Source organism: Streptomyces sp. Pv4-95, from assembly GCF_045782725.1.
In the GTDB taxonomy this organism is placed as follows: Bacteria; Actinomycetota; Actinomycetes; order Streptomycetales; family Streptomycetaceae; genus Streptomyces.
This window is the reverse complement of sequence record NZ_CP127172.1, coordinates 7,044,623-7,064,938: the sequence shown is the minus strand read 5'-3', so window position 1 is coordinate 7,064,938 and position 20,316 is coordinate 7,044,623. Positions and strand designations below refer to the sequence as shown.

Genomic DNA, 20,316 nt, shown 5'->3' with positions numbered 1-20,316 from the left:
GCTACGTCACCACCAGTAGGCGGGGTACGCCGGTGCCTTGCGCCGGACGCGGGAGGCGGCGTACCCCGCCACCACCAGCAGGACGCACGCGCCGACCAGCGTCGCGAGGAACTCCAGCGGTTCGGGGCGCTGCAGCACCACGACGACGGCGGTACCGCACGCGGGGCTGTGCGGTGTGCGGGCGATCATCGTGGCCGCGAGCGCAAGGCTGCCCGCGACGGCGGCCGCCCACGGGGTGCTGCCGCACACGGCGAGGACCCCGAAACCGATCCCCGCGCAGAGCAGATGTCCGCCGATCACGCTGCGCGGCTGCGAGAGGGGCAGCGCGGGCGCACTGTGCACGAGGGCGGCGCTCGCGGCCAGCGGCGCGATGAGGACCGCCTCGTGAATCAGCGCACCGATGCCCACCAGCGCCAGCAGCACGACCGCCGCGGCGCCGACGATGTACAGCGCGGTCGCGGGCGGGGGCGGCGCCGGTGCCCGGCCGGCCAGCGGACGGACCGCGGTTTCGGGAGAGGCGGCCGTCGGTGCGGAGGCGGTCGCCGCGCGGGCAGGCGCGGCCGGCGCAGGGGCGTGATCGAGGCTCATACGACACTTCTGGGCTGTGCCGGCGCGGTGCGGGCCGACGGGGCGGGCGGGAGGAGGAGAGGTCCGGTGCTGCAGAGGACATCCACACGCACACCCCCGTGGTCCACGGGAATCCGACCGTGCGCGAACGCCCGGGTTTCGGGCCGCGCAGTCCGTTCGAATTGTAACCTTCGCAGCTCACAGCCCTGCGGGAGGGGTGAGAGCGCGGGCCGGCCCCCTGCCGGACGGCCGTGGAGCCAGTACGGGCCAGGAGCACGGCCGGAGGGCAAGGACAGAGGGCACGCAACACCATCAGCGGTACCTCACGGGCCTGCCGCCGGGGCTTGATGAGTGGCACAACCCGGGCGCACGCGACGGCGTCGTCCCGCCCGGGGCAGGGCGACGAAGGAGCTGAGCCGGAGATGGCCGGGAACACCGCATTCATGATCGCCGGAGCCGGTCTGGCCGGCGCGAAGGCCGCGGAGACGCTGCGCGCGGAGGGCTTCGACGGGCCCCTCGTGCTGCTCGGCGACGAGCAGGAGCGGCCCTACGAACGCCCGCCGCTGTCCAAGGGCTACCTCATGGGCACCTCGGAGCTGGAAGGCATCTACGCCCACCCGCCCCACTGGTACGCCGAACACGACGTCGAGCTGCGGCTGGGCACCACCGTCACCGGCATCGACCCGGCCGGGCACACCCTGACCCTCGACGACGGCAGCCGGCACGGCTACGCGAAGCTGCTGCTGACCACCGGCTCCGCCCCGCTCCCCCTGCCGGTGCCCGGCGCGGACTTCGGCGGCGTCCACTACCTGCGCCGCCTGGCGGACAGCGACGCCCTCAAGGAGACCTTCCGCACCGCCACCCGGATCGTGGTGATCGGCGGCGGCTGGATCGGGCTGGAGACCACGGCCGCCGCCCGCGCCGCGGGCGTCGAGGTGACGCTGCTGGAGATGGCCGAGCTGCCCCTGCTGCGGGTGCTCGGCCGCGAGGTCGCGCAGGTCTTCGCCACGCTGCACACCGACCACGGCGTCACCTTGCGCTGCGGGGTCCGGGTCGCGGAGATCACCGGCACCGACGGCCGGGCGGACGGCGTACGGCTGGCCGACGGCACCCACATCCCCGCGGACGCGGTCGTCGTCGGTGTCGGCATCGCTCCGTGCAGCGGCCTCGCCGAGGCGGCCGGTCTCGACGTGGACAACGGCGTCCTGGTCGACGCGCAACTGCGGTCCTCCCACCCGGACATCCACGCCGCCGGCGATGTCGCCAACGCCTTCCATCCGCTGCTGGGCCGACACCTGCGGGTCGAGCACTGGGCCAACGCACTGCACCAGCCGCAGACCGCAGCCAGAGCCATGCTCGGCCAGGACGTGAGCTACGACCGGCTGCCCTACTTCTTCACCGACCAGTACGACCTGGGCATGGAGTACACCGGGCACGTCGAGCCCGACGGTTACGACCAGGTCGTCTTCCGCGGCAATCCCGAGGCCCGCGAGTTCATCGCCTTCTGGCTCGCGGACGGCCGGGTGCTGGCCGGCATGAACGTCAACATCTGGGACGTCACCGACCCGATCCGCGCGCTGGTGACGAGCGGCCGCAGGATCGACCCGGGCCGCCTCGCCGATACGAGCGTGCCGCTGGCCGATCTGCTGGACGCCCCCGGCACGGCCGCGTGAGGGCTCGGCCGGGACCGGCGCCCCCGCTCGTTCGGCGGCAGGGGCGCCGTGGCGGTGCGCCTGCCGCGGGTCCGGACGGCGCCCCGCGAACGCTTCCGCGAATCAATCGATCTTGAGCCTTTTACCCGGACGGCTCACGGGCAGGAGGCCGGTGCGGGGGAATCCCGGCGGGCGCGCCCACGAGGTCGCCGGTGCGGCCGATCCGGGATCCGACGCACGATGGAGAGGCACCGCTCTCCCCGGCATCAGGCCGGAAGGAAGCCCGGGATCGCCCCCGGGAGGCGTTCGAAAGCCCGCTGCTCCGGGAGCGCAGGAGGATCCGGGAGCAGGCCGACGAGAACGGTAGGACCCGCCAGGCCGACGGGAACAACGAACCGACAAGGCCGACGAAGCCGACAAGACCAGCAAGGCCAACGAGGAAAGGCGGTCGTGATGACCACCGAACCGAAGCCCGACGGGCCGGGGCCCGTGCCGAGCGATCCGAGCCCCCTGCCGCGTGACCCGCATCCGCCCGAGTCGGAGCCGGACGAGCCGGGCCCCGATCCGGTGGAGCCGCCCGGTGCCACGCCGGATCACCATCCGGCGCCCGAACCCCCCGACTGAGCCGGCCGGGCGACACGGACCGGGCCCGGGTCCACGTCCGGTTGCAGGCGCCCGGGGCGCGGCGCAAGGTGAGTATGCCGCCCGGCCTCGGAGCACGGGCAGGGCCCGCCGGAGCCGCGCGCAAGCGCCCCGGCCGGCGACACAGATCATGACGGCCGCCGCGAGCGATGCCGGGCGGGCAGCTCTGCCCGCCCGGCATCGCTCGCGGCGCGCCGGTCGCCCCCTCGGTTCGGCCGTGTTCACCGCATGCGCCGCCGCCAGGGCCGTATCCCGGTCATCCGGGCCGACGTCGGGAGAAGATCAGGATGCTGCTGCCGGACAAGACCGTGCTCGCGTCGCTGCTGCGGCGATATCGCGTGTGGGAGCGCCTGTCGCTCGCGGAGCCGCACGATCCCGCCCGGCGCCGGCGCCTGGAGGACGTCGCCTACACCCTGTGCGTGCTGATGGGGCGCCGCACGGCCCGGGAGGCGATCATCGCGGCGGAGAACTACCTCGCGCGGAGCGCCCCGAGAGCCGTCGGCATGGCCGGTGAACGCCACTGACGGGCGTCCGGGTGCGATTCGGCGGCAGGCGCGTTTCGGTGGCCGAGGAACGGCTACGGGTATTCAATGGTGCAATTCGGATACACGATGATGACCGAGCAGGCGGGCCCGCGGGACCTCGTCGGGCATGTCGTCGGAGCCGAGCGGGCCGGTTTCGACTTCTCGGTCACCTCCGACCACTACTTCCCGTGGCTGGCCTCCCAGGGCCACTCGCCGTACGCCTGGAGCGTGCTCGGTGCGGCGGCGCAGGCGACCTCGCGTATCCCGCTGATGACGTACGTGACGTGCCCGACGACCCGCTATCACCCTGCCGTGGTCGCGCAGAAGGCCGCGACCATGCAGCTGCTGTCCGGCGGGCGGTTCCGGCTGGGCCTGGGGTCGGGCGAGAACCTCAACGAGCATGTGGTGGGCCGGGGCTGGCCCGGGGCGCCCGTCCGGCTGGAGAAGCTGGAGGAGGCGATCGAGATCATCCGCGCGCTCTTCGAGGGCGGCGATGTCACCTTCCACGGCACCCACTTCGACGTCGAGCAGGCCAAGCTCTGGGACCTGCCCGACGAGCCGGTGCCGATCGGCGTGGCCGTGTCGGGCGCGCGGTCCTGCGAGATCGCCGGCCGCCTCGGTGATCTCGTCATCGCCACCGAGCCCAGGAGCGGGCTGCTGGCCTCCTTCGACCGGCACGGCGGCACCGGAAAGCCCCGCATCGGTCAGCTCCCGGTCTGCTACGACCCCGACCGCGAGGCGGCACTCGCGCGGGCCCACGACCAGTTCCGCTGGGCGGTCGGCGGCTGGCCGGTCAACTCCGAGCTGCCGGGCCCCTCCGGGTTCTCCGTGGCCACCCGGTACGTCCGGCAGGAGGACGTCGGGGAGGCGATCCCCTGCGGCGACGACGTCGGCCGGTTCATGGACGCGGTACGCCCGTACGTGGACGCGGGCTTCACGGAGATCGCTCTGGTGCAGGTCGGCGGTGGCCACCAGGAGCCGTTCCTGGAATGGGCGGAGACCAAGCTGCTGCCCGCGCTGCGCCACCTCTGAGGGGTGCGGCGTCGAGTGGTGCGGACAGCGGGACGGGCGCCACCCGGTGCCCACTGCCGCGGTGTCCGGTCCCGTCTGTTGAGGACTTGTTGATGAGGAGATGAGCATGCGCGACGCAGAGACGGCAGCGGCGAGGCCCCTCGACCCCGCAGAGGTCACAAGGCTGAACGCCCACTGGCGCGCCGCCAACTACCTGTCCGTCGGGCAGATCTACCTGATGGCCAACCCGCTCCTGGAAGAGCCCCTGCGCCCCGAACACATCAAACCGCGCCTGCTGGGCCACTGGGGGACGTCCCCCGGGCTCAACCTGGTGCACACGCACCTCAACCGCGTCATCGCGGCCCGCGACCTGGCCGCGATGTGTGTCTGGGGTCCGGGCCACGGCGGCCCCGCCGTCCTCGCCAACTCCTGGCTGGACGGCACGTACGCGCAGACGTATCCCGACGTGAGCCGGGACCGGGCGGGGATGGAGCGGCTCTTCCGGCAGTTCTCCTTCCCCGGCGGTGTCCCCAGCCATGTCGCGCCGGAGACCCCGGGGTCCATCCACGAAGGCGGTGAGCTGGGCTACTCCCTGGCGCATGCCTACGGCGCGGCGTTCGACAACCCGGAGCTGTTCGTCCCCTGTGTGATCGGTGACGGCGAGGCGGAGACGGGCCCGCTGGCCGCCTCCTGGCACACCACGAAGTTCCTCGACCCGGTCCACGACGGAGCCGTCCTGCCGATCCTGCACCTCAACGGCTACAAGATCGCCAACCCGACGGTGCTCGCCCGGATCCCGCAGGACGAGCTGGACGCCCTGCTGCGCGGCTACGGCCACGAGCCGCTGTACGTCAGCGGCGCCGACCCCACGGCGGTGCACCAGGATCTGGCCGCCGCGCTGGACACCTCGCTGGACCGCATCGCCGCCATTCAACGCCGGGCCAGGCACGAGGGAGTGACGGAGCGGCCGCGCTGGCCCATGATCGTGCTGCGGACGCCCAAGGGCTGGACGGGCCCGGGCGACGTGGACGGGCTGCCGGTCGAAGGGACCTGGCGTGCGCACCAGGTACCGCTGTCCGGCGTCCGCGAGAACGCCGACCATCTGCGGCAGCTGGAGAGCTGGATGCGCTCCTACCGGCCGGACGAGCTGTTCGACGCGGCCGGCGCGCCACGGCCGGAGGTGCTCGCCTGCGTGCCGGAGGGGACGCGCCGGCTGGGTGCCTCGCCGCACGCCAACGGCGGTCTGCTGCTGCGCGACCTGCCGGTGCCGCCCCTGGAGCGGCACGCGGTCCTCGTCGACCAGCCCGGCAACTCCGTGCACGAGCCGACGCGGGTGCTCGGCGGTCTGCTCGAAGCGATCATGGAGGCCACCGCGGAGCGCCGCGACTTCCGCATCGTGGGCCCCGACGAAACCGCCTCCAACCGCCTCCAGGACGTCTACGAAGCCACCGGGAAGGCGTGGCAGGCCGAGACCCTCGGCACCGATGAGCACCTCGCGCGCGACGGGCGGGTCATGGAGGTGCTCTCCGAGCACCTGTGCCAGGGGTGGCTGGAGGGCTATCTCCTCACCGGGCGGCACGGGCTCTTCTCCAGCTACGAGGCGTTCGCCCATATCGTCGACTCGATGGTCAACCAGCACATCAAATGGCTCAAGACCTCCCGGCAGCTCCCCTGGCGGCGGCCCATCGCCTCCCTGAACTACCTGCTCACGTCCCATGTGTGGCGGCAGGACCACAACGGGTTCTCGCACCAGGACCCCGGATTCGTCGACCACATCCTCAACAAGAGCCCGGAAGTCGTCCGGGTGTATCTGCCGCCGGACGCCAACACCCTGCTCTCGGTGGCCGATCACGCCCTGCGCAGCCGGGACTACGTCAACGTCATCGTGGCCGGCAAGCAGCCCGGCTTCGACTGGCTCACCCTGGAGCAGGCCCGCGCGCACTGCGCCCGCGGGGCCGGCGTGTGGGACTGGGCGGGCACCGAGGACGGCAGCGGTGAACCGGACGTGGTGCTGGCCTGTGCGGGAGATGTGCCCACCCAGGAGACGCTGGCCGCGGCGGATCTGCTGCGCCGGCAGCTGCCGGAGCTGGCGGTGCGGGTGGTCAACGTCGTCGACATGGCGCGGCTGCTGCCCTCAGGGGACCACCCGCACGGCATGCCGGACTCCGAGTACGACGCGCTGTTCACCCGCGACCGGCCGGTCATCTTCGCCTACCACGGCTACCCCTGGCTGATCCACCGGCTCACCTACCGCCGCACGGGACACCACCAGCTGCATGTCCGCGGCTACAAGGAAGAGGGCACCACCACCACGCCCTTCGACATGGTCGTCCGCAACGACCTCGACCGCTACCGCCTGGTGATGGACGTCATCGACCGGGTGCCCGGGCTCGGTGTCCGCGCTGTGGCACTGCGGCAGGAGATGGCGGACGTGCGCACCCGCCACCATGCCTGGATCCGGGAACACGGCACCGACCTGCCGGAGGTCGCGGACTGGTCCTGGACCGGCTGACACCGGGGCGGCGGGGGCCGGGCCCGGCCGCGCCCCCGTCGGAGTGATGCGCGGCGCGGTGACCGGGAGTCCGGAGCCGCGCATGTGAGCCTGAGGCCGGGGTACCCGGGCGGCAGGAGGTGGGCGGATGAACCGGCGGATCGCGACGGGCGCCGAACTCCTCTGCTGGTGGGCGGCGTTGACCGGCCTATGGCTCGTGCTGATCTCCACCATCGACCCGCTGGAGTGGCTGGTCGGTGCCGCCGCCGCGTTCCTCGCCGCCTGCGCGGCCTGCGGGGCCCGGCGGGCGGCCGGCCGCCGGTGAACGGCTGGATCGCGGCGGGCACGGCGCTGCTCGTGTGCGGCGCGGTGCCCGCCGCGGTCGGCGCCGCCACCGGCCGGATCCGCCGAAGGATCCCGGCGCAGAACCTGACGACCACTCTGGTCGCCCTGGTGGTACTGCTGTTGTCGCAGGGCTACGACCGTAGCGCCTATCAGGACCTGGCCCTGACCCTCGCGGTGCTCGGCCCCGTCGGGACGCTGCTGTACGTGCGGCTACTGGCGGACGAGCTGGCCGCCGCGCCAACGAGCCCGCGCCCGCTCCGGGTGACGACGTGGCTGTGCTACGGCGCCGTGACGCTGGTGGTGGTGCCGCTGTGCGTGGTCACCGGGCCCGGCCGTGCACTGGTGAAACTCCTGGTCATCGGCGCGCTGTTGGTGTCGGGCAGCTGGGTCTCGGCCCGCGCGGTGACCGCCGCGGGCACGGCGGGCCACGGGCTGGGCGGGCCCGCGGAAGGGATGTCGGATGGCTGATCTGCCGCTGCTGCTCGGCCTCGTCCTGGTCGCCGCCGCCGGGACCGCCACCGTGCTGGTCCGGGACCTGTGCGCCAGTCCTTCCTGCTGTCCCTGCTCGGTCTGGCGCTCGCGGTGCTGTTCCTTCTCCTCCAGGCGCCCGATGTCGCGCTGTCCCAGCTCGCCGTCGGCTCCGCACTGACTCCGCTGATGGTGCTGCTGTCCGTACGCAAGGTGCGCCGCCGGGCGCGCAGTGAGAGCCGGGAGGAGCACGAGTGAGCATGACGCTGCGGCGCTGGGTGCTGGCCCTCGGCGCGCTGGGCACGGCCGCCCTCTTCGCCGCCGCCTGCTTCGGTCTGCCGCAGTTCGGCGGGGCCTGGCACCCCTACGGCGACCGGGCCGTCCGCGCCGCCCTGGACCACCGCACCGCCAACACGATCGCGTCGGTGAACTTCGACCAGCGCGCCTTCGACACCCTCGGGGAAGAGAGCATCCTGTTCGGTGCGGTGCTGGGCACCGTGGTGCTGCTCCGCCAGACCCGCGACGAGGACCGGCGGCCACCCGAGCCGTTCCGGGTCGCGCCGCCGGTGCGCCGCTACGCGCTGATCGCGCTGCCCGTCGCGCTGCTCGTCGGCCTGTACATCGTCGCGCACGGCCAACTCAGCCCCGGCGGCGGCTTCCAGGGCGGGGTGGTGGTCGCGACGGCGCTCCATCTGCTCTACATCGCGGTGGACTACCGCGCGCTGGAGCGGATCCGGCCGATCGGCCTGTACGAGGTCGCGGACGCCGCGGGCGAGGCCGCTTATCTCATGACGGGCGCGGCGGCCCTGGTGGCCGGATCGGCGTTCCTCGCCAACTTCCTGCCCTTCGGCACCTTCAACACCCTGTCCTCGGGCGGCACCGTGCCGCTGCTCAACGCCGCCATCGGGGTGGAGGTGGCGTGCGGGGTCGTCGTCCTGCTGGCCCGCTTCCTCGACCAGGCCGTCGAGATCGAGGACGACGCCCCCGGCACGAAGGAGGCGAACCGATGAGCGTGCTGCCCTATCTCATCGCGGGATGGCTCTTCCTCATCGGCTGCTACGGCCTGGCCACCAGCCGGAACCTCATCCACGCCGTGGGGTGCCTGGCCGTCTGCCAGTCCTCGACGTACGTCCTGCTGCTGGCCGTCGGCTACCGCGACGGCGCCACCGCCCCGGTGTTCTCCGATCTCACCCCGGGCTCCCGTCCCGTCGTCGACCCCGTCGTACAGGCGCTGGTCCTCACGGACGTGGTGATCGGGGCGACGGTGACGGCGCTGTTGCTCGCCCTGGTCATCCAGGTCGCCAAGCGGCACCGCACGGTCGACCCCGATGAGCTGTCGGAGCTGCGGGGGTGAGCGTCGCCGGGCTCCTGCCGCTGATCGTGGCGATCCCGCTGCTGGGGGCGGCGCTCCTGGTCGGGGCGGGCCGGCGGCTGCCGCGGTTCGCCGCCGAGGTGACGGGGTGCCTGTTCGCCGGGGGCACGGCGGCCACGGCGCTGATCGCGCTGAGCGGCGCGGCGGGCCCCGCGGGACGGTCCGTCGAATGGCTGGGCGGTTGGCGTCCGCACGGTGGCGCGAGCGTGGGCATCGTGCTGGTCGGCGACCACATCGGACTGGGTATGGCCGCCCTGATCTCGCTGCTGGTCGTGGCCGCCCTCGTCTACGCCTGGCGGTATTTCGACGAACCGCCGGTGCGCCACGCGGGGTCGTTTCCCGCCCTGGTGCTGCTCTTCCAGGCAGGCATGTGCGGCTTCGTGCTGACCGGTGACCTCTTCAACGCGTTCGTCTTCTTCGAGCTGATGAGCGTCGTCGCCTACGCGCTGACGGGCTACCGCGTGGAGGAGGCCCGCGCGGTCCAGGGCGGCCTGGTCTTCGGCATCGTCAACTCCCTCGGCGGCTACACCACGTTGCTGGGCATCGGCCTGCTGTACGCACGCACCGGGGAACTGGGATTCGCGCAGATCGGCGCCCGTCTCGACGCGCACCCCGGCGGCCAGGACGCCCTGGTGACGGCCGGCTTCGTCCTCGTCGTCACCGGTCTCCTCGTCAAGGCCGCGGCGGTGCCCTTCCACTTCTGGCTCGCCGACGCGCACGCGGTGGCCCCGACGCCCGTCTGCATGCTGATGTCGGCGGTCATGGTCGAACTGGGCGTGTACGGCACGGCCCGTGTGTACTGGACGGTCTTCGCCGGCCCCGGCGGCGTCGCGGCTCCCGACGCGCACCGCGCGCTGATGGCACTGGGAGTGCTGACGGCCGTGCTGGGCGCGGTGATGTGCTGGCTGCAGCGCCACCTCAAACGCCTGCTGGCCTACTCCACCGTCGCGCACACCGGACTGTTCCTCGTCGGGCTGGCGGTCCTCACCCCGCAGGGCCTCGGCGGCGTCGCCCTGTACGTACTGGCGCACGCGGGCGTGAAGGCCGCGCTCTTCGCCTGCGTCGGCCTTCTTCTGGACCGGCTGGGGAGCATCGACGAGCACGAGCTGCACGGCCGAGGCCGCGCACTCCCCGGCGTGGGTGTGCTGTTCGGGCTCGGCGGGCTCGCGCTGGCCGGGCTCCCGCCGTTCGGCACCGCGTTGGGCAAGGCCGTCACGGAGGAGGCGGCGGGCGCCTGGGCGACCGCGCTGTTCGTGCTGGTCTCGGCGGCCACCGGCGGGGCCGTACTGCGCGCCGCCGCACGGGTGTTCCTCGGGCTCGGCCCGCGTCCGGCCGACGCCGCCGAGGAGACGACCGGCAAGGAGGAGGAGCCGGAGACCCTCGGCGGCCGGCTCTCCCGGATCCCGGACACCATGCTCACGGTGCCCGCGGTGCTGCTGGCCGGAGCACTGGCGGTCGGCGTCGTGCCGGCCTTGCTGCCGGCCGTGGGCCGGGCCGCGGACGCGTTCACCGACCACGCCGGCTACGCCGCGTCCGTTCTGCGAGGCGGTGCGGCGGCGCCGGAGGCCACTCCGCCACCGCACTGGTCGGCGACGGGAGTTCTGTTCGGGCTGTTGTCCGCCGCCCTGGCCGTGGCGCTCGCCACGGCGGCGGTGCGAAGGCCGTTGCACCCCGAGCCGGCCGGGTGGACCGGACCCCTGCGACGACTGCACTCCGGTCATGTGGGCGACTACGTCGCCTGGTTCCTGGCGGGCATCACCCTGGTCGCGGCTCTGATGGTGTGACGCGCGCGGCCGTACGCGGAGCCCGCGAGCCCGGCGGGTGCGCTCCGGTCACTCGGCCGGCAGCACGTCGTCGACGACCGACCGGTCCAGCGCCGCACGCACCAGCGCGGAGGCGAAGGCCGCCGCGTCCTCGTCGGCGACCAGGCGGGACAGCTTCCTGCCGTCCGCCGGAAGGCCCAGCCGCTCCGCGCCCTGCACGGCCTTCGCGTCGAGGTACGGGGTGAGTTCGGGCCAGACCTGCTGCACCTCGCGCAGGAAGATGTCCGCACCCGCGGGGCCGACGCCCGGCACCTCCTGGAGCGCCCGGCGCAGCGCGTCGCGGCCGCCGTCGGCCGCGTCCCGCATGCGCCGGAGGTCGCCGCCGTAGCGGTCCTGCAGAAGGTCGGCCCCGTCGCCGAGCTGGGTGGAGGTGCGCTCGTCGTAGCGCCGGTAGCCTCCCTCGCCCAGCGCGTCGACGCGCTGCTGCCACGTCGCCTCGGCCATCCGGCGCGGGGTGCGCATGCCCGCGCCGAACAGGGCACGTGCCGCGGCGACCGCCACCGAGGCGCGAATACGCGCACTGAGGAGCGTGGCCAGGACGAGAACCTGATAAAGCGGCTGAGGGGTGTTCCGCACGCGGATACCGGCTTCCTCGGCATAGGTCCGGCCGTGCCGGTCCAGAAGGGTCCGGGCAATTTCCCGCTGCCCGCCTCGCCGGGTCACCGTGCGCCACCGCGCGTCGGGGCCGGGCGGATATGCCCGTAACCCTTCTCGCCGATCGCCGGAATTCCGACCACGGGAACCCTCCATTGTCGTGACGTCCGCGGAACCGTTCCCTCCCAGAGTCCCCGGTTCGCGGACACGGAAACGGGTACTGCTCTTTGCGGCGCACAGGCGGCGCAAGGAATGCGCCCGCCGCTCGGTCCGCAGCTCTCGCGCCGCCCGTACGACCGACCTTCGGGGGAGGAACCCCTTGTCCCAGCAGGCCGATACCACCGCCCGCTCCGGCGCCGCGCCGGGCGAAGGCCGAGGGGGCGCGCCCGCGTCCGACGACTCCAGGACGGCGGTCACCGTCCTCGTAGCCCTGGCCGCCAACCTGGTCATCGCGGTCGCGAAGGCGCTGGGCGGATTCCTCGCCGGCTCCCCCGCGCTGCTTTCCGAGGCCGCGCACTCCGTCGCCGACTCGCTGAACGAGGTTTTTCTGCTCGCCTCGCTCAAGCGCAGTAAACGTGCCCCCGATGCCCGGCACCCGTTCGGCTACGGAAAGGAGCGCTATTTCTGGTCCCTGCTCGCCGCCGTCGGTATTTTCGTCATGGGCGGCTGTTTCTCCTTCTTCCAGGGCATCGAGGCCATGAGCTCCGGCAGTTCGGAAACCCGGAGCGGGTATATCGCAGGTCTCATCGTGCTCGGCGTCGCGCTGATCGCCGAGGGCTCCTCGCTCGTCCGCGCGCTGGTGCAGGTCCGCGGCCAGGCGCGGAGGGCCGGCCGCGGCATGCTCGCCACGATCCGCACCGGCGAGGACCCCGCGCTGCGGACGGTGCTCGCCGAGGACTCCACCGCCTGCTTCGGGGTGCTGGTCGCCATGGCCGGCATGGGACTTCACATGGCCACCGGCGACGTGCGGTACGAGGCGTGGGCCTCGCTGATCATCGGCGCGCTGCTGGTGTATGTGGCCTTCCAGCTCGCCAAGGAGTCGCGCGGGCAGCTCATCGGGGAGGCCGCCGACCCGGCGCTGCGGAAGGCGATCCAGGAGTTCCTGGACGAACAGCCGGAGATCGACACGGTGACCATGCTGCTGACGATGCGGATGGGCACGCAGTCGACGCTGGTCGCGGCGCGCATCGATCTCGTCGGCGGGCTCGACAGCGAAGAGGTGGAGGAGGTCCTGGTGCGGGTGAAGCGGCAGTTGCACCAGCGGTGGCCGGTCGCCGACCAGATCTTCCTCGACATCACGGACGCCTCGCCCAGGGACCGTGCGCGGGCCCGGCTGGAGCGCAGGCGCCTCGACGAGGCGGTGGCGGCCGACGACGCGGGGACCGCGGAGCAGGGCGGTGTGGCGGACGCCCGGCGCTGAACGTCACCGGCACCGGTGCCATACCGGATCGCGCGGCGGCCCGTGCCGGCCAGGTCACCGCAGGGCCTCCAGCCGCTTCGCGGCGGTCTTCAGGGAGCGGCCGCGACTGGTCACGTCCGCCCAGGGACCCGACCGCGCCTGCCGCAGCACACCCTCGACGTCCCGCAACGACCACCTCTGCGAGGTGAGTTCGGGGTCGTCGAGCTGCTGCCCGCTGATCGGCGTGGCGACCGGGGCGCCGGGCTTCGGCCGCACCGACCAGGGGGCGACGGCCGTCTGCGCGTAGGCGTTGCGCTGCACGTCCAGGTAGAGCCGCCCCTCGCGGGCCTGCTTGCGCACGGCGGTGGTGAGGCGGTCCGGGTAGCGCCCGGCGAGCACTTCGGCCGTCTCCTGGGCGAAGGCCCGGACGCTGTCGAAGTCGCTCTTGCCGTCGAGCGGGACGGTGACGTGCAGCCCCTTCGAGCCGGTGGTCATCAGGACGGCCGGCAGCCGGAGTTCGTCGAGCAGCTCCATCAGATGGCGGGCGGCCTCGCGGACGGCCTCGAAGTCGGGGCCCGGCGGGTCGAGGTCGAACACCAGCCGGTCGGGGTGGTCGGGCCGCTCGGCACGGGAGAGCCAGCGGTGCAGCGTCAGACACGCCTGGTCGGAGAGGAAGAGGAGGGTCGCCTTGTCGTCGCAGACGGTGTGCGTGACCGTGCCGCCCTCCTTGGTGACGGTCTCGCGCCGGATCCAGTCGGGGTAGTGGTCGGGGGTGTCCTTCTGCATGAAGTGCGGACCGTCCAGGCCACCGGGGAGCCGTTCCAGCATCAGGGGGCGCCCCCGCAGGTGCGGCACCATGAACTCCGCCACCTGCTCGTGGTACCCGACGAGATCGGACTTGGTCAGACCGTCATCGGGGAACAGCACCTTGTCCGGGCGGTGGATCTCCACGGTGCGGCGCCCCGCCCGCACCTTTTCGGTGCCTGTGTCCGTATCACTCATGCGAGCCGGAGTACCCGTTCGGACGGCGCGTACTCACGGCGGCCGGGTGGCCCGCGGCCGCCGCCGCACCCGGGTGGACCGTTTCGCACCGGCTCCGTACGCGGAAGGCATGGAGCCGCGGCGCCCGGGAACCCGAGGGGCGTAGGCGAAGAACGCCGGAGCGACGTGTGTCCGCGCCGCGGGCCGCGGTAGCTGCCGAGTGGTGCCATCGCGATTGGAGAACGCCATGACCGTGCCCCAGCCTCCCGGGCCGCCCGGGCCGACACATCCGGACCCGGTGCCGCCCACCCCCGGTCCCGGTCCCGGCCCGCCGGGCCCTGAGCCGGGTCCCGGTCCTGGCCCCGTGCCGGCCCCCGGACCCGACCCGGTGCCCCCGCCGGCGCCGCACCCGGAGCCGGACCCCCTTCCCCCGAACCCGGCGCCACCGACGCCCGGCCCCGCGCCGGGCCCTGCGCCCGACCCGGTCCCGCCGCCGCAGCCCGGGCCCGCCTAAGGACTCTCGTCCGGATCCGCCACGCCCCCGCGCGTACCCGGCGGGGGCGGCCGAGGTCTCCGGGCCGACCGGGGGCCTCGGCCATTAGACTGACCGGCACTGATCCCGTCCGAGGAGCCGTATGAGTGCCGTTCGCCCGCCGTCCCGCCCCGCCGGACGGCAGCGTGACGCGGCGCGGACCCGGGCGGAGATCCTGGACGTCGCCACGGAGGAGTTCGCGCGCCTGGGCTACACCGGCGCCCGCATCGACGAGATCGCCGCGCGCATCCACACCACGAAGCGGATGATCTATTACTACTTCGGCGGCAAGGAGCAGCTCTTCAGCGAGGTGCTGGAGCGCGCGTACGCCGTGATCCGGGAGCAGGAACAGCGGCTCGACGTCGGGCATCTGGACCCGGCGGCCGCCATGCGCCACCTCGCCGAGCTGACCTTCGACCACCATGAGGCGCACCCGGACTTCATCCGGCTGGTGACCATCGAGAACATCCACGAGGCGCAGCATCTCGCCGCCTCGCCGACGCTCGGCGAACTCAATTCCCCGGCGATCGAGGTGATCGGCCGCATCCTCGCGGAGGGCCGCGCGCAGGGCGTCTTCACCGCCGACGTGGACGCCGTCGACCTGCACGCGATGATCAGTTCGTTCTGCTTCTTCCGGGTCGCCAACCGGCACACCTTCGGCGCGCTCTTCGGGCGCGATCTGACCGCCAAGGACCGCCGGGACCACTACCGCACGATGCTCGGCGACATGGTGCTGGCCTATCTGACCGGAAGCGCCCCCGCCGAGGGCTGATGCGTCCGTTCCACCCCTGGTCCACCGCTCCCCGGCAGCGCCGAGGAGCTCTGGTCGGCATGTCCCCGCCCGCCCGGAACGCCTGCCGTCCGCTCCCCTCGGGTCTCCCCCGCCACGCGGTCGCACCGCCGCGTGGCGTCGCGGATCCCGGCGCAAGAGTTTCCCCCGGATGTCTTGACAGTGACGGCTGCCGAACAGCACGATCCCTGGAACGCAACTAACTACCTAGTACGTTAATTCGCCGTGACACCCAGCGGCCCGGAGCGCGCCCGACGCCGTCCCCGCACGGTCACCCCCGTCAGCGGCCGTCGCGCCCCCTTGCCCGACCTTCTGTCCTCCCCCGCCGCCCGGCGGCTCTCCCCCTGAGCCCGGCGGCCCTCCCACAGGAGCACGTGTGTCCGCTCACCCGCTCGATGACCCGGCACCGTCCGCACCCCCGCACGGCAGGCCCCGCAAGGCCGCCATCGCCGCCTGGATCGGCAGCGCCCTGGAGTACTACGACTTCTTCATCTACGGCAGTGCCGCCGCCCTGGTCTTCCCGCACGTCTTCTTCAGCCCCGACGACCCGGCGACCGCGACCCTGATCTCGCTCGGCACCTTCGGTGTGGCCTACGCGGCCCGGCCGCTGGGCGCGTTGATCCTCGGGCACTACGGCGACCGGCTCGGCCGGCGCAAGATCATGGTCTTCACCCTGATGCTGATGGGGCTTTCGACCTTCTTCGTCGGCTGTCTGCCCAGCTACGCCCAGGTCGGGACGGCCGCCCCGGTCCTGCTGGTCCTGATGCGCGTCCTCCAGGGCCTCTCGGCGGCAGGCGAGCAGGCGAGCGCGAACTCGATGACGCTGGAACACGCCCCGGAGAGCAGGCGGGGCTACTACACGAGCTTCACGCTGAACGGGACCCAGGCCGGCCAGATCCTGGCGACCCTGGCCTTCATCCCCGTCGCGGCGCTTCCCGAGGAGCACCTCTATACCTGGGGCTGGCGCATCCCGTTCCTGCTGAGCGCGGTCGTCGCGGTCGTCGGCTACGTCATCCGCCGGAAGCTGGAGGAGACGCCGACTTCCTGAAGGCGTCCGCGGAGGCGGACGTGGCCAAGCTGCCGCTCGCCCACCTGCTGCGCCACCACTGGGCCGACGTGCTGCGCGTGGTCGCCGCCTCCCTCATCGCCACCGTCAGCACCATCTTCACCGTCTGGGCCCTGGCCTACGCCACCAGCGACAGCGCCGGTCTCGACAAGTCGGCCATGCTGTGGGTCGGCGCGCTCGCCAACGCCGTGGCCCTGCTGGCCATTCCGTTGTGGGCGCGGCTCTCGGACCGGATCGGCCGCAAGCCCGTCTTCCTGACCGGCGCCATCGGCTCGGCCGTGATGATCTTCGTCTACCTGTGGGCGATCTCCACCGGCAGCTATCCGCTCGTATTCCTCTCCGGCGTCCTCTTCTTCGGCGTGGTCTACAGCGCGGCCAACGGCAGCTGGCCGGCGTTCTACGGCGAGATGTTCAGCACCAGGGTCCGGCTGTCCGGCATGGCCATCGGCACCCAGATCGGCTTCGCGGTCGCCGGTTTCGCGGTCTCCCTCGCGGAGCAGATCGCCGGCCCGGACGGAAAGAACTGGCCGGGCGTCGCGGGCTTCACCGCCGCCGTCTGCCTGATCAGCGCCGTGGCGGCGCTCACCGGCCGGGAGACGCACCGGGTGCCCACCGCGGAGCTCGGCGCGAAGCCGGCCGGGGCGGCGTCGGAGCCTGTCACCTCGGTGCCGACCCCCTCGGCCTGACCGCCCCTCCCCCGCGTCGTTGTGCCCGGCACCGCACTGCGGGCACAATGAACTAACTAGTTCGTACATTCACTGGAGAGAACATGCCGAACCCGGCCGAAGGGGCGCCCGCCGCCCCCGTGCTGGTCCTCAACGGGCCCAATCTCAATCTGCTCGGCCTTCGGGAGCCCCGGATCTACGGGCACGACACCCTCGCCGACATCGAGACGCTGTGCCGCGCCACCGCCGCCGAGCACGGACTCCGGGCCGATCTGCGTCAGAGCAACCACGAGGGCGAGCTGATCGACGCCGTTCACGAGGCGCGCACCGCGCACCGCGGCATCGTGATCAACCCGGCCGGCTACAGCCACACCTCCGTCGCCCTGCGCGACGCCCTCGCCGCGGTGGATCTGCCCGTCATCGAGGTGCACCTGTCGAACATTCACCGGCGGGAGGAGTTCCGGCACTTCTCCTACGTCTCCGGGGTCGCCGACGCCGTGATCTGCGGGGCGGGCCCGCACGGCTACGCCCTCGCCCTGGCCCACCTGGCCCGTCTGCTGGAAGGAACCCGGTGACGATGCCCGCCTACCTCACCGGCCTGGTCGGATCCGGTATCGGCCCCTCGCTCAGCCCGGCCCTGCACGAGCGCGAGGCCGACCGCCACGGCCTGCGGCTGCTCTACCGCACCCTGGACATCGACGTGCTCGGCGCCGGGCCGGAGTCGGTCGGCGAGATCGTCCGCGCCGCTCACGCCCTCGGCTTCGACGGCCTCAACATCACCCACCCCTGCAAGCAGCTGGTGATCGAGCATCTCGACGAACTCTCCGCGGAGGCCGCGGCGTTGGGCGCGGTCAACACGGTGGTATTCCGCGACGGGCGGGCGATCGGCCACAACACCGACGTCACCGGCTTCGCGCAGTCCTTCAGCCGCGGCCTGCCCGGCGCCGCCACCGGCCATGTCGTCCAGCTCGGCGCGGGCGGCGCCGGCGCGGCCGTCGCGCACGCCCTGCTCGCCCTCGGCACGGACCGGCTGACCGTCGCCGACCGGGACCCGGCCCGCGCGGCCGCCCTGGCCGAAGCGCTGAACGCCAGGTTCGGCGGGGGGCGCGCCACCACCGGGCCGATGGCGGAGCTGCCCGCCGCGCTGGCGGACGCCGACGGCCTGGTGCACGCGACACCTACGGGCATGGCCGCGCACCCCGGCCTTCCGCTGCCGGCCGCCCTGGTGCACCCCGAGCTCTGGATCGCGGAGGTCGTCTACCGCCCGCTGGAGACCGAACTGCTGCAACTGGCAGGCGAGTTGGGCTGCCGCACGCTGGACGGCGGCGGTATGGCCGTCTTTCAGGCCGCCGACGCCTTCCGGCTGTTCACGGGCCGGGAGCCGCACGCCGAGCGGATGCTCGAAGATCTCGCCGACCTCGTCGCCACCCCCGGTCTGTGAGGGCCTCCGCCATGCGCAAGTCCATCGCCACGGTCTCCCTGAGCGGCTCGCTCTCCGAGAAGCTCACCGCCGTCGCGGCGGCCGGTTTCGACGGCGTGGAGATCTTCGAGAACGATCTGATCGCGTCGCCCCTCAGCCCGGAGGAGGTCCGTGCCCGTGCGGCCGACCTGGGGCTCGGCATCGATCTGTACCAGCCCTTCCGGGACTTCGAGGCCGTCCCGCAGGACACCCTCGACGCCAACCTGCGGCGCGCGGAGCGGAAGTTCGCCGTGATGGAGCGGCTCGGGGCGGATCTGCTGCTGGTCTGCTCCAGCGTCTCGCCCGCGGCCCGCGACGACGACGCGCTCGCCGCCGCGCAGCTGCGCCGGCTCGCCGAGCGGGCCGAGGCGCACGGCATCCGCATCGCGTACGAGGCGCTCGCCTGGGGCCGGCACGTCAGCACCTACGACCACGCCTGGCGCATCGTCCGGGAGGCGGACCACCCGGCGCTGGGCACCTGCCTGGACAGCTTCCACATCCTCTCCCGGGGCTCGGACCCCAAGGGCATCGAGGACATTCCCGGGGAGAAGATCTTCTTCCTCCAGCTCGCGGACGCGCCCCACATGGCGATGGACGTCCTCCAGTGGAGCCGCCACTACCGCTGCTTCCCGGGCCAGGGCAGCTTCGACCTGGCCGGCCTGGTGGGCCACGCCGTCCGGGCCGGCTACACGGGACCGCTCTCCCTGGAGGTGTTCAACGATGTCTTCCGGCAGGCGGACGCGGGCCGGACGGCGGTGGACGCGCTGCGCTCGCTGATCAGCCTGGAGGAGTCCGCGCAGTTGGCCTCGCCCCCGGCGCCCGTGGTCCCGAGCGGCTTCGCCTTCGCCGAGCTGGCCGCCGTCGACACCGAGCCGGTGCGGCTGCTGCTGGGCTCCCTCGGCTTCACCCGCACCGGCCGGCACCTGGGCAAGCCGGTGGAGCTGTGGGAGCAGGGCGACGCCCGCATCCTGCTCAACACGGCCGGAGCCGACCGCAGGGAAGGCCCCGCGCTGGTCGCGCTCGGTCTGGAGAGCCCCGAGCCCGCGGCCGCCGTGCGCCGGGCCGAGTCGCTGCTCGCGCCCGTCCTCCCGCGCCGCAGGACCGGCGAGGACGTCCCGCTCGACGCGGTGGCCGCCCCGGACGGCACCGAGTTGTTCTTCTGCCGCACCGCGCGGGCCGACCACGCCGACTGGACGGACGACTTCGCGCCGGTCGCCGACCGGCCGGGTCGGGACGCGGCGGACGCACCGGCGGCCGGCATCACGCACATCGACCATGTCGCACTGACCCAGCCCTGGCACCACTTCGACGAGGCGTCCCTCTTCTACCGCAGCGTGCTGGGTCTCCAGCCGAAGGAGAGCCTGGATCTGGCCGATCCCTACGGCCTGTTCCGCAGCCGGGCGGTGGCCGGCGCCGACGGCGGCCTGCGGATCGCGCTCAATGTCGCGCCGGGCCCGGGAGACCAGGAGGTCCGCCCGCAGCACATCGCGCTGGCCACGGACGACATCGCCGCCACCGCCCGCCGGATCCGCGACCACGGGGCCGGCCTGCTGCCCATCTCCGACAACTACTACGACGACCTCGAAGCCCGTTACGACATGGCTCCCGGCGCCCTGTCCACCCTGCGTGAGCTGGGCATCCTCTACGACCGCGACGAGTACGGCGAGTTCCACCACTGCTACACCGCCACCGTCGGCCGGGTCTTCTTCGAGATCGTCCAGCGCACCGGCGGCTACCGCGGATACGGCGCGCAGAACGCCACCGTCCGCCTCGCCGCCCAGCACACCGCCGAGCACCGCGGCGGTGCGTCCCGCTGACGTGCCGGGACCCGAGGACCGTACGGACCCGCCCGGCTCGCCCGACGGGTCCGTACGGCCTCGGCCGGGATGTGCGCCCGGACGGTCCCGCCTAGCATGGTTTTCAGCCAGGCCGCCG

At 73.0% G+C, this 20,316-nt stretch carries 18 protein-coding genes and 2 pseudogenes; 17 read left to right on the top strand and 3 right to left on the bottom strand.

Features of this window, described 5'->3' with window-relative positions:
* Positions 1–6: 6 nt before the first annotated feature.
* The gene (locus QOM21_RS31055; protein ID WP_407554318.1) at positions 7–588 is read right to left on the bottom strand and encodes an HPP family protein; all 582 of its coding nucleotides are present in this window, start codon (positions 586–588) and stop codon (positions 7–9) included.
* Between the two features lie 401 nt (positions 589–989).
* Here QOM21_RS31055 and QOM21_RS31050 point away from each other — a divergent pair, with 401 nt between their 5' ends.
* From QOM21_RS31050 to QOM21_RS31000, 11 genes and pseudogenes are all read left to right on the top strand, one after another.
* Complete coding sequence (locus QOM21_RS31050) at positions 990–2,240, top strand: NAD(P)/FAD-dependent oxidoreductase (RefSeq protein ID WP_407554317.1); 1,251 nt, start codon at positions 990–992, stop codon at positions 2,238–2,240.
* Between the two features lie 432 nt (positions 2,241–2,672).
* Positions 2,673–2,843, top strand: coding sequence for a hypothetical protein (locus QOM21_RS31045; protein ID WP_407554316.1), 171 nt, complete (start codon positions 2,673–2,675; stop codon positions 2,841–2,843).
* Positions 2,844–3,148: 305 nt separating this feature from the next.
* The gene (locus tag QOM21_RS31040) at positions 3,149–3,385 is read left to right on the top strand and encodes a DUF5133 domain-containing protein (protein WP_407554315.1); all 237 of its coding nucleotides are present in this window, start codon (positions 3,149–3,151) and stop codon (positions 3,383–3,385) included.
* A 66-nt stretch (positions 3,386–3,451) separates the two neighbouring features.
* Entirely contained in the window at positions 3,452–4,417 is a 966-nt protein-coding gene (locus QOM21_RS31035) for an LLM class F420-dependent oxidoreductase (RefSeq protein WP_407554314.1), read from the top strand.
* A gap of 106 nt (positions 4,418–4,523) precedes the next feature.
* Positions 4,524–6,908, top strand: a complete 2,385-nt coding sequence (locus QOM21_RS31030) for a phosphoketolase (protein WP_407554313.1) — start codon at positions 4,524–4,526, stop codon at positions 6,906–6,908.
* A gap of 127 nt (positions 6,909–7,035) precedes the next feature.
* Entirely contained in the window at positions 7,036–7,212 is a 177-nt protein-coding gene (locus QOM21_RS31025) for a hypothetical protein (RefSeq protein WP_407554312.1), read from the top strand.
* Entirely contained in the window at positions 7,209–7,700 is a 492-nt protein-coding gene (locus QOM21_RS31020; RefSeq protein WP_407554311.1) for a monovalent cation/H+ antiporter complex subunit F, read from the top strand. Before QOM21_RS31025 ends, QOM21_RS31020 begins: the two co-directional genes overlap by 4 nt.
* Positions 7,693–7,958: pseudogene (locus QOM21_RS31015) on the top strand (hydrogenase subunit MbhD domain-containing protein). The gene QOM21_RS31020 and the pseudogene QOM21_RS31015 overlap by 8 nt, the downstream one beginning before the upstream one ends.
* Before the next feature lie 2 nt (positions 7,959–7,960).
* Positions 7,961–8,710, top strand: a complete 750-nt coding sequence (locus QOM21_RS31010; RefSeq protein ID WP_407555931.1) for an MnhB domain-containing protein — start codon at positions 7,961–7,963, stop codon at positions 8,708–8,710.
* Positions 8,707–9,054: a sodium:proton antiporter gene (locus QOM21_RS31005; protein WP_407554310.1), complete on the top strand. Its 348-nt coding sequence runs from the start codon at positions 8,707–8,709 to the stop codon at positions 9,052–9,054. Before QOM21_RS31010 ends, QOM21_RS31005 begins: the two co-directional genes overlap by 4 nt.
* Entirely contained in the window at positions 9,051–10,856 is a 1,806-nt protein-coding gene (locus QOM21_RS31000; protein WP_407554309.1) for a complex I subunit 5 family protein, read from the top strand. The genes QOM21_RS31005 and QOM21_RS31000 overlap by 4 nt, the downstream gene beginning before the upstream one ends.
* Positions 10,857–10,904: 48 nt before the next feature.
* Here the strand turns inward: QOM21_RS31000 and QOM21_RS30995 are convergent, their stop codons facing one another.
* Positions 10,905–11,558: an endonuclease gene (locus tag QOM21_RS30995; RefSeq protein WP_407554308.1), complete on the bottom strand. Its 654-nt coding sequence runs from the start codon at positions 11,556–11,558 to the stop codon at positions 10,905–10,907.
* 250 nt (positions 11,559–11,808) lie between these two features.
* Here QOM21_RS30995 and QOM21_RS30990 point away from each other — a divergent pair, with 250 nt between their 5' ends.
* On the top strand, positions 11,809–12,909 hold the full coding sequence (locus QOM21_RS30990; protein ID WP_407554307.1) for a cation diffusion facilitator family transporter: 1,101 nt from the start codon (positions 11,809–11,811) through the stop codon (positions 12,907–12,909).
* 54 nt (positions 12,910–12,963) lie between these two features.
* Here the strand turns inward: QOM21_RS30990 and ligD are convergent, their stop codons facing one another.
* Positions 12,964–13,890 carry a non-homologous end-joining DNA ligase gene (gene ligD / locus QOM21_RS30985; RefSeq protein WP_407554306.1) on the bottom strand — a complete coding sequence of 309 codons (927 nt, stop codon included), beginning with the start codon at positions 13,888–13,890 and terminating at the stop codon, positions 12,964–12,966.
* A gap of 614 nt (positions 13,891–14,504) precedes the next feature.
* On the opposite strand from ligD, the gene QOM21_RS30980 reads away from it, so the two are divergent.
* The 5 genes and pseudogenes from QOM21_RS30980 to QOM21_RS30960 all read left to right on the top strand — a co-directional run bounded on the left by QOM21_RS30980 (position 14,505) and on the right by QOM21_RS30960 (position 20,198).
* Positions 14,505–15,173, top strand: coding sequence for a TetR/AcrR family transcriptional regulator (locus QOM21_RS30980; protein ID WP_407554305.1), 669 nt, complete (start codon positions 14,505–14,507; stop codon positions 15,171–15,173).
* 394 nt (positions 15,174–15,567) lie between these two features.
* Positions 15,568–16,943: pseudogene (locus QOM21_RS30975) on the top strand (MFS transporter).
* A gap of 83 nt (positions 16,944–17,026) precedes the next feature.
* On the top strand, positions 17,027–17,497 hold the full coding sequence (gene aroQ, locus QOM21_RS30970; RefSeq protein ID WP_407554304.1) for a type II 3-dehydroquinate dehydratase: 471 nt from the start codon (positions 17,027–17,029) through the stop codon (positions 17,495–17,497).
* 2 nt (positions 17,498–17,499) lie between these two features.
* Positions 17,500–18,363 (top strand): shikimate dehydrogenase, encoded by an 864-nt coding sequence (locus tag QOM21_RS30965; RefSeq protein ID WP_407555930.1) that lies wholly within the window; start codon positions 17,500–17,502, stop codon positions 18,361–18,363.
* Between the two features lie 11 nt (positions 18,364–18,374).
* Complete coding sequence (locus tag QOM21_RS30960) at positions 18,375–20,198, top strand: bifunctional sugar phosphate isomerase/epimerase/4-hydroxyphenylpyruvate dioxygenase family protein (RefSeq protein WP_407554303.1); 1,824 nt, start codon at positions 18,375–18,377, stop codon at positions 20,196–20,198.
* The last annotated feature ends 118 nt before the right edge of the window (positions 20,199–20,316 follow it).